Source organism: Sphingomonas sp. BK069 (genome assembly GCF_014193405.1).
Classification (GTDB): domain Bacteria; phylum Pseudomonadota; class Alphaproteobacteria; order Sphingomonadales; family Sphingomonadaceae; genus Sphingomonas.
Map to the genome: position 1 here is coordinate 71,577 of NZ_JACHZH010000011.1, position 11,384 is coordinate 82,960.

Genomic DNA, 11,384 nt, shown 5'->3' on the forward strand with positions numbered 1-11,384 from the left:
GGCAATCTAACGTTACAGTCTGGCAAGCGCAGCCTTCCAGTTTTCACTACCTAATCGCTTCACTAAAGCTCATTATGGTTTATTACAAAACAGCTAATTTTGAATGGAAAAGCCATATCTCAGAAAGCGTCAGGCTAATAAATATGACCTCGCCTAAACTTGATTCAACGAATGAAGCCAATATTAGCTATGTCTCCTCTAGCGCATTACCTTAATAGGTTTTCGAGCTGTTGCGTACGTTCATTCTCAACCAGCGCGACATCGTCGGCAGAAATACGGGCTTCCCGATCATAGTTGAAAGTGTGGCCAATCGCCGTTGCCAGAAGCGCGACTAACGCCAATGCCGCGAGCCACCATATATACCAGATCATCGCCAGCGCGAAAGTTGCCGATATTGAGGCGAGGATGACTCCGACGCCAGTGTTTCGGGGCATGTCGATATCACGAAACGCGGTCACTGGACGAATCGCGTGCTTAGACTTCATGTCGTACCAGGCGTCGAGATCGTAGACGATCGGGGCGAAGGCAAAGTTGTAGGAAGGTGGCGGCGATGACGTCGCCCATTCCAGACTTCGGCCGTCCCACGGATCCCCCGTGATGTCGCGCAGGGCCTCACGGTTGCGGAGGCTGACGTACAACTGGATCAGGAAGGCGGCGATGCCGAACGCAATCATAGCCGCCCCGGCTGCGGCGATGATGAACCAAATCTGCAACGACGGGTCCTCGAACTGCCGCAGGCGGCGCGTCACGCCCATCAGGCCGAGCACATAGAGCGGCATGAAGGCGACGTAGAAACCAACTACCCAGAACCAGAAGCTGATCGTACCCCACCTTTTGTCGAGCTTGAATCCAAATGCCTTGGGAAACCAGTAGTTGATGCCGGCAAAAACCCCGAACAGCACGCCGCCAATGATTACGTTGTGGAAATGCGCAACGAGGAACAAAGAGTTGTGCAGAACGAAGTCAGCAGGTGGCACGGCGAGCATCACACCAGTTGTGCCTCCAATGGTAAAGGTGACCATAAACGCAACAGCCCACATCATCGGCAGCTCGAAACGGATTCTTCCTTTGTACATTGTAAATAGCCAGTTGAAGATCTTTGCTCCGGTCGGAATTGAAATGATCATCGTTGAAATGCCGAAGAACGAATTGACGCTCGCCCCCGACCCCATGGTGAAGAAGTGGTGTAGCCAGACGAGATAGGCGAGGATGGTGATGACCAGCAGCGCGTAGACCATCGAGGTATAGCCGAAGATCCGCTTGCTGCAGAAGGTCGAGGTAACCTCGCTGAACACGCCGAAGGCGGGCAGGATCAGGATGTATACCTCCGGGTGACCCCAGATCCAGATCATGTTGACGTACATCATGGGGTTGCCACCCATCGTGTTGGTAAAAAAGTGGGTGCCGACGTAACGGTCGAGGCTGAGCAATGCGAGCACTGCAGTCAGGATCGGGAAAGCGGCGACGATCAGCACGTTGGTGGCGAGCGCCGACCAAGTAAAGACCGGCATCTTCATCATGTCCATACCGGACGCGCGCATTTTTAGTATCGTCGTAAGTAGGTTAATACCGGACAGCAGTGTGCCAACTCCGGAAACCTGAAGCGCCCATATGTAATAGTCCACTCCGACATCGGGTGAGTAATCAAGCTCTGACAGGGGTGGCATCGCTAGCCAGCCCGTGCGAGCGAACTCACCCACGAACAGGCTTACCATAACGATGACTGCGCCGGCCGCGTTCATCCAGAAGCTAAGATTATTGAGGAACGGGAACGACACGTCGCGTGTGCCGATCTGTAAAGGCACGACATAGTTCATCAAGCCGGTAATGAATGGCATTGCAACGAAGAAGATCATGATGACGCCGTGCGCGGTGAATACCTGGTCGTAATGGTGGGCGGGCAAGTAGCCGCTGTTGCCGCCGAAGGCCATTGCCTGCTGGATGCGCATCATAATCGCATCCGAGAAGCCGCGCAGCAGCATCACAATACCGAGGATCATATACATGATACCGATCTTCTTGTGATCGACCGAGGTGAACCATTCCTTCCACAGATAGCCCCAGGCCTTGTAGTAGGTTAGGGCGGCGACTAGCGCCGCACCACCCATCGCGACCATGGCGAAGGTCGTAATCAGGATAGGTTCGTGGACTGGAAAGCTGTCAATCGTAAGGCGCCCAAAAACGATCCTTAGAAGTTCCTCGGACATCGTGCTTGTCCCTTGGCTAGGTAATGACGGGCTTGCAACTTCACAGGTCTTTGTAAGTCCACGCACAACCTGTCCTGCCGATAAATGCAATCACACGCCATTGTTGTTGTGATAGCTGCTGCTGTTATGACGCATCGGCTTAGATTTGATCTCCGTTTCTACCCTGGTCGAAACCAAAAAATTGGCACGTTCCGTTTTGCTGTTTGTTGCCTTACGCTTCGCGGCAAATACCTCTAATCGATATGACACGATCTCATATCCCATCTCTCGCGCAAGCCGGGTTTGCATCGCGGCAAGCTGGGGGTCGCGGAATTCGACGATCTGCCCGGTTTCGATGTCGATCAGGTGGTCGTGATGCCCCGCCGCTGCGAACTCGTAACGGGTTCTGCCATTGCCAAATCGATGGCCATTAAAGATCCCTAATGAGACAAGCAGCTTTACGGTGCGGTAAACAGTTGCGACGCTTAGACCTCGCTGAACTAATTGGCCACGGCGGTGGATTTCGTTGACGTCGGGATGGTCCGCGGCTTCGCGGACGATTCTGGCAATAAGTTCACGCTCGGGCGTGGCCCGGCATCCTCGCCGTGCAAGTTCACGCCGCAGTTCGTCCGTCCGGCTGTCTTTTTCAGAACCTCGATCCGCGTGAATGAAGCGCTTTCTAACCATTCAGCTTTTTACCTGCAACAATCCCGCGGCGTTATCCTTATAGAGCCAATTTGTGTCGTAATCTCGCCAATCGCGGCGACGTCGATGCGGGTAGCGCCAGTGGCGCGCGCGGCTTGCAGAAGCGCGAGCAGGATGTCGGTGATGCCCTCGGCGAGCAGTTCCTGCACCGTAGCGACGGCGCTCGGCGCGGCGGTGGGTGCGATCGAGGCGGGCAGCATGGCGGTCTCCTTCTCGCCGGCACAATCCCGCGACCTCCTGCTCCCCTCTCCTGTCCCTCGCTCAGGGCCGCGCGGCCTCGCTCAGCTTGACCCGAGCGGCTTTCAGCCGTCGCGCGCTCTCGGTGAGGAACAACCCCTCGGACGATAACTCCGGAACTGTCTCCATCCGCTCCGCGAGTGTGGCCAGCCGACGATCGATCGCGTCCGCGGTCACCGTGATCTCGTCGACGGTGAAGTGGATGGCGGAAGGCGGAGGCGGCAACCGCAGCGGCTGGCCTACCTCGGGTCGGCTCTCCGTGGATGCATGGACGCTCCAGAGGTGCGCTTCCGCATCGAAAAGCTCGTCGAAGGCCTGGCTGGAGTTGCCGACGTTGACGATCCACTGTTCGCCACCCCGCTCCATGAAGCCGGTCGCGTAGATCCGTCCCGGGCTGTCGCTATCGTCGACCCGGCCCAGCTCCTCGCCAGCAGCGGCGAGGCCGTCGACGTCGCGGGCGGTGAGGCGCCAGGCGTCGAACCGCTCTCCCTCATCGGAGGCGGTGAGATAGTGCGCCGTCGCGATCTTCCATGCCGCGTTCACGCGCGCGAGATCGTCCTCGAACGTGGCCGGCTCGGCGGTCGGCAGCAGAGGATGCCCGCGTTCGTTCGTCCAGGCGGCGAGCATCACCATGTTGGCATCGACGAAGTCGTGCGAGGCACACGTGCCTTGCTGAGCAACCCGGTTGCGCAGCCGCATGTCCTGCCACTGCGCGGGCGCAAGCTCGAGAGCGAGCCCGCGCGCGAAGGCGCACGCGAGCGCCTCAACCGCGGCCGACGCCAGCACCTCGTCCCAGTCGGCGCCGGCGTAGATGGTGGTCAGCTCGCCCACTGCGTCGCGTCGGCTAAAGCTGAACCGCGGCGCCTCCGGAAACTCGCGCTTCGACGGATCGGCATAGTCGACCCAGACCTGCGCGGCCTCGCCCATCGGTCCCACACAAGGGCCGAAGCTGGGTGCGATGTCATGGTGCCAGCTCATCTCCGACCAGCGCTCCGGGATCGGCATCATGGTCGCGACCGGATAATCGGGGAATTGCCACGGCCAGTTCCGGTCCACGGCTTCGGTGGTGAAACGGTCGGCGAGTGAGACCATGCTGCCACCCGCCATCTCACGGTACGCCGCGATCGTTTCCGCGTCGCCGTCAGCGCCGGCGATGAGCGTCCGCAGGACATAGGGCCATGTCGCCATGCTGACGGACACGTTGAGGAAGCCGTTCCAATGGGTGTCGTCGGTGTAGCCCGGGAAGGTCGGACCTTCTCCGAACGTCCAGAGGATCGGGCGCATGAGGTAATTGGCTGACGCGGGCACAGACTCGGGCATGAGGTAGCTCCTCGCCGGCTCATTCCGGCGTGCCCGCTCCCTCCCCTCTCCTCTTCCGCGGCTCGGATCCGCCTGTCACTTTCAGCTGCTAGCGCGGCACCTGAACCGGTGTTGCGGGGGCTTGCATCTAGAGCCAGCACCTTGCTCTATGTTGTAATAAGTTGTTCATCCGGGCGAGATAGCCGCGCCGCTAAGGGGCCAATTCAATCTACCTGCCTCTTTGATTGAAGGGCCCAGCGTGTCAACGTACGCAGAACGCAGAATACAGGTCGTTGAAGGCCTGCAGACTTTCGAAAGCTTCATCCTGGACGTGAAAGGCGGCGATGCGCGCGGCCTCGCCCAGCAGCGAGTTACCTTAGTTCAGTCGGTCAACGCCTACTTCGGTCATCTGAGCGGCCAAGTAGGTACTATCAGCGGGCATGCTGCTGATGCATGGCGCGGTGAACTCGAAACTCTAACAGCGCTTCGTCACCGTTATTCGCAGCACATTGCCCGATGGACGGTGGATGAGACGTTGCTCCACTGGTCCGAGTACCGCACTTTCAGCCAGGAGCTGGTCAGGGCGATGCGCGCCCATCTCGATAGAACCGAGCGCTTCCCGCCGCTCTGATGAGCGTCACGCGGCCTCGCGATTGATGGCGGCCATCATCTTCGTGGCGGCGCCGAAGCGGCGCAGCGTCGCCGCCATTTCCGAACGCAGCTTGGCCTTGCTCGATACAACGATCTCGGCCGCGATCGGCGTGCCGTTGGCATCGGCGTAGCCGGTCGCGAGTTGCCCGTCGTCGACCTCGACCCGGATCAGTTGGCCGCGCACGGGAGCTGGCCCGACGTGCCGCACAGTGAACTCGCCGAGCTTGCCGACCAGACCCTGGATCAGCTTGCCCCAACGGATATGGCCCGCCGCCATGTTCTCGTCGTCGCCATAGCCGCGATCGAGCCATGTACGCAGATGGGTGCGCTGCTGAAGCTTGGTGTTCCGCGTCCGCTCCATCGTCCGGCATAGCGGCAGCGCGCTGGCAATCCCGTCGAGCAGTCGCAGGTCCTCGTCCTGCAGCGCCACCAGAACGTCATCGATCTCGCGACGAGCAAGTGCTTGCACCAGCTGTTGGCGCAGGACGTCGCCGGTAACCTGCCGGCGACGTCCTTGGCTGGCGTTCGGTGCGTAGTCGGCCGCGTGAGCGAAGCCGCCATCCGTCAGGATCAGAATCGTCGCGGCCTCGGCGCCGTGACGATCGCGCACGATCCGCAGGAAGTCCCACTTCGCGCGTGCTGGATCCCCATCGGCAAGATCGGCATCGCTAAGAATAGCCAGACGCCGCGACCAGCGGGCAGGACGCGCCTCATCGCTCGGCTTGGACCAGCTGCTCGGCAGCGGCCGGGCCGGTGCGGTCGGGACCATGGGAGCCGGTCTGTTGCTCTGACGGTGCAGCGCCAGGTTCGCACGCCTTGCCGCGTCGAACAGGTCGGTGCGGTCACCGCCCCCGTCCGTGAAGCCCTGGTCATAGGCCGCGCGGCGAATCTCAAGCGGCGCATTGCACGGGATCCCGTCGGGATAGTGGTGCGGCCATCCGACGTGCGCCGCGTACCAGCCATCGGCGTAGCGGTTGGCGACGTCCCAATCGTAGCCGTGCCGATCGCGGCCGTTCAGGATCGCTACGTCGCGTTCGTTCGCCTTGCCCTCACGCACCTCGTTCTCGGTGAAGGCGAAGTTGGTGGCGTGGCGCTCGGCCTCGGCCTCGAGGCGCATTTCCTCGAAGACAGGGCGCGTCGCGATCACGCGCTCGCGACTGCGCGCCTGGCGATCGGCGACAGGCGCGGTGGGTGGCAGGTCAGGGAAGTCGCGCCATGCCTTGGCCAATGCCTCGGCGTGAGCAGGCCTGCGGCCGCGCGCCAACCAGGTCGAAGCCTCCGCAGGGTTGAAGTCGGTGTCAGGCATGGTGGCCTCGCTGGTCGACGCGCCCGCGGGCGCGAGCAGGTGGTCAGGCGGTCGCCAGGCGCGCACGCGCGATCGCGGCCTCGTCGGGGAAGGCGGTTGCTAGATTGGTGTGCAGCGTCTGGAAGTCTGCGACCGGGAACGAGCCGTCAGGACCGGGGCGCGTTGTCTGCAGCGCGCCGATCACCAGCTCGGTGACGTCGGGCCGAAGGATCGTGGCGACGCTGCCCTCGTAGCTGATCGGCGGAGCGAAACCGCCGTCGAGCCAGCGGGCCAAGCCGTTCTCGACGGCTTCAGCGTACGTCTGGACAGCCTCGTCCGCGTCGTCGTCGATCCGGAGCGACAGCGTGCGGTAGACACCGAAGTCGTGGCGGTTGGCGAGCGGCTTGAGGCGGCACCCGGCGGGAGGCTGACCGTACCGAGCGATGATCGCCAGCTTATAGGCGAACACTTCATAGGCGTTCACCGCGTCGAAGTCGAGCGTGCGGCCCAACTGCGCGCAGTCCTCTTCGGCGGGTGCACCGCCAAGATCGATGATGTCGGACATGGGAGGGTCTCCTTCGATCCGCGTGGATCAGCACTCCCCTCCCCCTCCTCTCTTGCTTGGCAGAGCAGCCGTGTGCCGGCAGGAGGCGCGCATGCCTCAGCACCTCAGCCTCGTTGCCATCGTCGTCGACGAGTACGACACCGCGATCGACTATTATGTCGGCACGCTCGGCTTCGAGTTGCGCGAGGACGCGGTGCAGAGCCCGACCAAGCGGTGGGTGGTCGTCGCGCCGCACGGAGCTTCTACGGGCCTGTTGCTCGCTCGCGCAGCCGACGAGCGGCAGCGGCGCGCCATCGGCAATCAGAGCGGTGGCAGGGTCTTCCTCTTTCTCGAAACTGACGATCTCGTGCGCGACTTCCAGCTCTTGCGGGAGCGTGGAGTTCGCTTCGTCGAGTACCCGCGGCACGAGGCTTACGGCGTCGTCGTCGTGTTCGAGGATCGATACGGCAACCGCTGGGACCTCATCGAACGTGCCGTCGGGTGAGGGCGTGACGAACGATTGCTGACGCCCTAATTGTCTTAATTCATTAACCAAGTTTGGTTATCCGCCCGCGACCGCCGGAGAAGCGTGTCTACGCAGGACGGGACCTGCGTGTCGCAGGGAAGAAAAATGCAGAACCCCTATAACGAAGGGCTGGCGCACGCGCGTCGGAAGGGATCGACTGTTGCCGACTGCCCCTACAGCTCGGCCTTGATGGCGCATGAGCGTCAGCAGTGGTTTTCCGGATTCACATCTAGACAAGCCCGCGCGCGTGGCATCACGGCGACCGAGGAAGGCAGCCGGGAGCTACCCCTCCTTGCCGATGTCTACGCCTAATCCTTTTGAGGGCCAGCGTTCGGGAAGCGCTCTTCTATCACCAGTGTCTGCCAATGCAGCCGCTCACGCCCAAGCGCTTCGGACCGATTGACCATCTGCTCGAGAGTGGCACTGAGGCGGTTGAGCGAAGCCGCGTAATCTGTGTCGAGCTCATCGGCCTGCTGCGACGTCGGTGAGACGGTGGAACGTGCCTTCCGGTGAGCCTGGGTCAGCGCCGGCATGTGCCGCTGTTCGATCCCTTCGAGCTCGATGGTGGCTTCCTCGCGCAACTCTTCAGGCACGGCCTTGAGGCGAGCGAACAGCCCGGCAATCCGCGCCTCTGCCATTCGCGCGTCGATGTTCATCGGCAGGGTAGCAGCCAGAGGCTTTTGTCGCGGGGCGGTCCCTTCGGAAGGTCCAGCTAGCTCGATGTATCCCATACCTGTTGCGTAAAGCATTCCGCCTACGAGGATGAGCACAACGGCGAGCGACTTCACGACATTGCCGCTGAGCAGATCGGCTATCTGCTGCATCGGACTTGCGTGATCGGTGCCAAGGCCGTCTCCGAGTTCGGCAGATTGCGATGTTATAAAGTTCGCCGCTGAGAGGAATACTCCAAGCAGTCCGCAGTTCAGTCCGATATCGAAGCCGCCCCTAGGCGATGTGGGCTGACGCTGGTCGTCCATGTTGAAGCCCCCTCCGTTACAGATCTCGACCAAAGCGCTGACGCTTCATGGCCGCCTGCGCGGGTCCATCAAAGCTTCCAAGCGTCTTCAACCGATCTGTCTCGAGCGTGCTGGCGAGATCGGCGGGCAGCTCGGCATGGGACGCCGCAACGGCGATCGCCGCGGCTGCTGTAGGCAGCTCGCGCGGGCTCGTGCCTTCCCAGACGATGGTCTCTCGCTCGCCCTCGTCCTCCGGGTCCGGGCGCGAAACCTGGACGTAGAAGGTGTCGAGCGGCCGGTCCCATCCGATCGCGACGGAAACGCCGGCGGTTCCGGCGAAGGTATGACGGCTCATCGTCCAATCTCCCTCGAGGGTTAGTCGGCCAGCGTGATCCACTCAGCGTGCCACGGCCGCGGGTGAGGCGCAAAGCGCAGAGCGCCCGGAACGGTGAGGTGCGTGGTCATCCGCTCGACGAGCCACTCGACGTAGTTTTGGCCATCGGCCATGTCCTCGGCGAGCAGCTCGGCGAGCATCGCCGACTGGCGCGCCTGCGCGTCGGAGAGCATCGACCAGTCCAGCGCGTCGAGAAAGCGCTCACGCCGCTCGATGTAGCGCGCGATGCGCGCGAGGTCGGCCCGCGCGATGGCGAGCGCATCCTGGATCCACATGGGTCGTGCTCCTCAGGCGGCGATCAGCGCGGGCTCGGTGCGAGCGGTCGCAGGGGCGGTAAGATTAAGCTCGCGCGTGAGGCGCTCGGCGAAGCGCGCGGTGTTCAGCAGCTCGGCCATGCCGGCATGCCGGTTGGGCTGCTCGATCCCGTTCACGACGGCGCGATAGGCGACCTCGCGTCCCTCGTACCGCCCGCCGACCCGAACGACGACGGCGACCTCTGGCGCAGCGAGGATGACATAGCCGGACTCGGCCGTCGTACCTTGCGAGGAGATGACGGTGTAGCTGCCGTCGATGAGGTTCAGCGCCGTGGCCAGCTTCTGCAGCTCGGCGCGGGCGTCCATGTGGAAGCGTTCCTTGGCGACCTGGTCGTACTCGACGCCGCGGATCGCGAGGGAGAGCAGCGTCGGGAAGCGCCGGAGCGCGTCGATGCGGCGCTTGCAGGCATGCAGCAGCACCGAGCGCGGCGCGCGGTTGGTCGAGACGACCGCCATGTGGCGCGCCAGCAGGACCATGGCGGGGTCGCTGTCAGGATCGACGCCGGCATTGCGGCAATCGGCAAGCGCCTTGGTCATCGCCTGCAGGGTGACGGTGATCGTGGGCAGCGAGGCTGCATCCATCGCCTGATGGTGGCGGAACGGTACGTCGAAGCTCATGACGCCTGACTCCATGTGAGAGGACCTGGCGCGACACCTCACGCCCGCCTCTCACTCCCCCCTCTTCTCCGCGGCTCTGGATCCTCCCCGTGGCCGTCAGCCCCTCGGGGCTGGTCGCCCCGGCGCTTCACGGGCTCAGGCTCGCTCGTCTCCGATTAAGGCGCGCGGAAAGAGGTTGCCGGTTTCGGAAACCTCTTTCCGTGGGCGCTCAGTCGATCAGCTCGACGCCTAGCGAAGCAAATGTGCTCGCCTGATCGCGCGCATCGTAGCGCGCCGCGTCGCACAGGCCTTTCAAGTCGGGGCCGTCGTAGGTGGCGAAGCCAAGATGGCTGCAGCCGGTAATCCGCTGCCCGACGACGCCGACCTTGCCGGCTGGCACCCAGTCTGACCAATCGCCCCAGGCGGCGAGCACGCCGACCTCGCCGATTGCGGCTTCGTACGACGCGATCGAGCGCAACACGTGGCTGTCGTTCGGTTGCAGCACCTCGCCGGTGAAGGCGGAGTAGCGCTGCGGACGCCAATGCCGCGCAGTCTGGCGCGCGAGATCACGCTCGAGAACGAACAGCGGTTTACGCAGGGCGGCGAACTCGGCCTCGAAGCCGAGTATCACCAGCGACCAGTCAACGTCCTCTTCGTAGTAGATGCTGTCGAGCCGCAGCGCCTCCGGCATTGCTGCCTGGCGCTCATCGGAGAGCACGAAGCCGCCGTGCGACGCGGTGGTCACCGACCATACACCGGGCAGGCGTTGCTCGGCGGTCTGAGGTGCGTCCCAGAGGGTGTGAACAGGTGCGGGGGTTGAGGCGAAGGCGGGCATGATCATCTTCTCCCAGATCGACGCCATCCCTCCCCCTCTTTCTAAACGTGGAGCTGGAAGGCGAGGATGATACACCGCTGTCTCCCCGCGGCTGCGCGTCCCGACTTCCCGAGGACCCCAAGTAACCGGATTAGAGAACTTACCGGGTAATCATGAACCTTCATTCGCGTGAGCTTCGCCTCTCACACGACAGGCGCTCGCCGTGGCGCCACTTCGCGGGATCGACGAAGTAGCCTGCGTGCGCTCCGAGTTGTCGTCGCTGCGCCGTCTCGTAGGCGGCGACGTAGCGCTGCGCGCGTGCAGGATCGCCTTTGAGGTAGCTGGTGGCGGGCACTGCGAGGCCGGCGGCAATCATCATCTCGCCGAGATCCTGCCCGCCAACATCGACGGTCCCGATCGGACGGCCGTAGCTCTGCTTGCCCGTCAGCCGGATCGTGGCCGGCTTCGCCTTGAGCAGCTTGGACGCATAGTCCTGCGCGGCCTTGCCGCAGGGCCAGCAGCCCGACGTCGTGCGGCACATCTGGCGCTTCTCGAATGCGTCCGCGCCGAACAGGCGGATGTCGATCGACACCGTATCGCCGTCGATCGCGCGACCGTCGGCGGTGATCGCGTTGCTCTGATCCGACCGCGGCGCAGCACCGGTGCAGGCAGCTGCGATGAGTGCGAGCCCGAGGATCATGCGCATGCGCTCACCTCGTCGATCGGTGCATCCGCGCGCTCTATCACGCGCCAGGGCTGCATCCTGTCGCCGGTGAGCAGTAGCACGACGTCGAGCCCTTCGGCCTGCATGCGCTGCGCGACACGCCGGGCGTGGAGGGCGCTGCACAGTCGCCAGCGCAGCGGGGAAAGGGGGGC

At 63.0% G+C, this 11,384-nt stretch carries 15 protein-coding genes; 2 read left to right on the forward strand and 13 right to left on the reverse strand.

Translation table 11 applies throughout. The annotated features are described in order from the left end of the window. Positions 1-206 precede the first annotated feature (206 nt). The 4 genes from cyoB to FHY02_RS20820 form a co-directional block, all read right to left on the reverse strand. On the reverse strand, positions 207-2,207 hold the full coding sequence (gene cyoB, locus FHY02_RS20805) for a cytochrome o ubiquinol oxidase subunit I (RefSeq protein ID WP_183925892.1): 2,001 nt from the start codon (positions 2,205-2,207) through the stop codon (positions 207-209). A gap of 90 nt (positions 2,208-2,297) precedes the next feature. Continuing rightward, complete coding sequence (locus FHY02_RS20810) at positions 2,298-2,873, reverse strand: Fur family transcriptional regulator (RefSeq protein WP_183925894.1); 576 nt, start codon at positions 2,871-2,873, stop codon at positions 2,298-2,300. A gap of 8 nt (positions 2,874-2,881) precedes the next feature. Then, on the reverse strand, positions 2,882-3,091 hold the full coding sequence (locus FHY02_RS20815) for a hypothetical protein (protein ID WP_183925896.1): 210 nt from the start codon (positions 3,089-3,091) through the stop codon (positions 2,882-2,884). 61 nt (positions 3,092-3,152) lie between these two features. Further along, positions 3,153-4,235: a hypothetical protein gene (locus tag FHY02_RS20820; RefSeq protein WP_183925898.1), complete on the reverse strand. Its 1,083-nt coding sequence runs from the start codon at positions 4,233-4,235 to the stop codon at positions 3,153-3,155. A gap of 451 nt (positions 4,236-4,686) precedes the next feature. Here FHY02_RS20820 and FHY02_RS20825 point away from each other — a divergent pair, with 451 nt between their 5' ends. Beyond that, entirely contained in the window at positions 4,687-5,058 is a 372-nt protein-coding gene (locus FHY02_RS20825) for a hypothetical protein (RefSeq protein WP_183925901.1), read from the forward strand. Between the two features lie 6 nt (positions 5,059-5,064). On the opposite strand, the gene FHY02_RS20830 is transcribed toward FHY02_RS20825, so the two are convergent. Continuing rightward, on the reverse strand, positions 5,065-6,384 hold the full coding sequence (locus tag FHY02_RS20830; RefSeq protein WP_183925903.1) for a hypothetical protein: 1,320 nt from the start codon (positions 6,382-6,384) through the stop codon (positions 5,065-5,067). 43 nt (positions 6,385-6,427) lie between these two features. After that, positions 6,428-6,928, reverse strand: coding sequence for a hypothetical protein (locus FHY02_RS20835; protein ID WP_183925905.1), 501 nt, complete (start codon positions 6,926-6,928; stop codon positions 6,428-6,430). Positions 6,929-7,019: 91 nt separating this feature from the next. On the opposite strand from FHY02_RS20835, the gene FHY02_RS20840 reads away from it, so the two are divergent. Continuing rightward, entirely contained in the window at positions 7,020-7,412 is a 393-nt protein-coding gene (locus FHY02_RS20840) for a VOC family protein (protein WP_183925907.1), read from the forward strand. Positions 7,413-7,741: 329 nt separating this feature from the next. Here the strand turns inward: FHY02_RS20840 and FHY02_RS20845 are convergent, their stop codons facing one another. From FHY02_RS20845 to FHY02_RS22755, 7 genes are all read right to left on the reverse strand, one after another. Then, positions 7,742-8,410 (reverse strand): hypothetical protein, encoded by a 669-nt coding sequence (locus tag FHY02_RS20845; protein WP_183925909.1) that lies wholly within the window; start codon positions 8,408-8,410, stop codon positions 7,742-7,744. Between the two features lie 16 nt (positions 8,411-8,426). Continuing rightward, positions 8,427-8,744: a hypothetical protein gene (locus tag FHY02_RS20850; RefSeq protein WP_183925911.1), complete on the reverse strand. Its 318-nt coding sequence runs from the start codon at positions 8,742-8,744 to the stop codon at positions 8,427-8,429. 20 nt (positions 8,745-8,764) lie between these two features. Further along, entirely contained in the window at positions 8,765-9,058 is a 294-nt protein-coding gene (locus tag FHY02_RS20855; RefSeq protein WP_183925913.1) for a hypothetical protein, read from the reverse strand. Between the two features lie 12 nt (positions 9,059-9,070). Next, a complete protein-coding gene (locus FHY02_RS20860) occupies positions 9,071-9,715 on the reverse strand; it encodes a hypothetical protein (protein ID WP_183925915.1) in 645 nt (214 codons plus the stop codon). A 208-nt stretch (positions 9,716-9,923) separates the two neighbouring features. Beyond that, positions 9,924-10,556, reverse strand: a complete 633-nt coding sequence (locus FHY02_RS20865) for a DUF7007 domain-containing protein (RefSeq protein WP_260173042.1) — start codon at positions 10,554-10,556, stop codon at positions 9,924-9,926. 133 nt (positions 10,557-10,689) lie between these two features. Further along, the gene (locus FHY02_RS20870) at positions 10,690-11,100 is read right to left on the reverse strand and encodes a thermonuclease family protein (protein WP_311731900.1); all 411 of its coding nucleotides are present in this window, start codon (positions 11,098-11,100) and stop codon (positions 10,690-10,692) included. Between the two features lie 104 nt (positions 11,101-11,204). Next, a partial coding sequence (locus tag FHY02_RS22755) for a hypothetical protein (RefSeq protein ID WP_221198768.1) occupies positions 11,205-11,384 on the reverse strand: 180 nt, incomplete at its 5' end.

What these genes read in the sequence shown, in the direction of transcription:
- cyoB (WP_183925892.1), bottom strand. Translation starts at nt 2,207, where the DNA reads ATGTCCGAGGAACTTCTAAGGATCGTTTTTGGGCGCCTTACGATTGAC.
- FHY02_RS20810 (WP_183925894.1), bottom strand. Translation starts at nt 2,873, where the DNA reads ATGGTTAGAAAGCGCTTCATTCACGCGGATCGAGGTTCTGAAAAAGAC.
- FHY02_RS20815 (WP_183925896.1), bottom strand. Translation starts at nt 3,091, where the DNA reads ATGCTGCCCGCCTCGATCGCACCCACCGCCGCGCCGAGCGCCGTCGCT.
- FHY02_RS20820 (WP_183925898.1), bottom strand. Translation starts at nt 4,235, where the DNA reads ATGGCGGGTGGCAGCATGGTCTCACTCGCCGACCGTTTCACCACCGAA.
- FHY02_RS20830 (WP_183925903.1), bottom strand. Translation starts at nt 6,384, where the DNA reads ATGCCTGACACCGACTTCAACCCTGCGGAGGCTTCGACCTGGTTGGCG.
- FHY02_RS20835 (WP_183925905.1), bottom strand. Translation starts at nt 6,928, where the DNA reads ATGTCCGACATCATCGATCTTGGCGGTGCACCCGCCGAAGAGGACTGC.
- FHY02_RS20840 (WP_183925907.1), top strand. Translation starts at nt 7,020, where the DNA reads ATGCCTCAGCACCTCAGCCTCGTTGCCATCGTCGTCGACGAGTACGAC.
- FHY02_RS20845 (WP_183925909.1), bottom strand. Translation starts at nt 8,410, where the DNA reads ATGGACGACCAGCGTCAGCCCACATCGCCTAGGGGCGGCTTCGATATC.
- FHY02_RS20850 (WP_183925911.1), bottom strand. Translation starts at nt 8,744, where the DNA reads ATGAGCCGTCATACCTTCGCCGGAACCGCCGGCGTTTCCGTCGCGATC.
- FHY02_RS20855 (WP_183925913.1), bottom strand. Translation starts at nt 9,058, where the DNA reads ATGTGGATCCAGGATGCGCTCGCCATCGCGCGGGCCGACCTCGCGCGC.
- FHY02_RS20860 (WP_183925915.1), bottom strand. Translation starts at nt 9,715, where the DNA reads ATGAGCTTCGACGTACCGTTCCGCCACCATCAGGCGATGGATGCAGCC.
- FHY02_RS20865 (WP_260173042.1), bottom strand. Translation starts at nt 10,556, where the DNA reads ATGGCGTCGATCTGGGAGAAGATGATCATGCCCGCCTTCGCCTCAACC.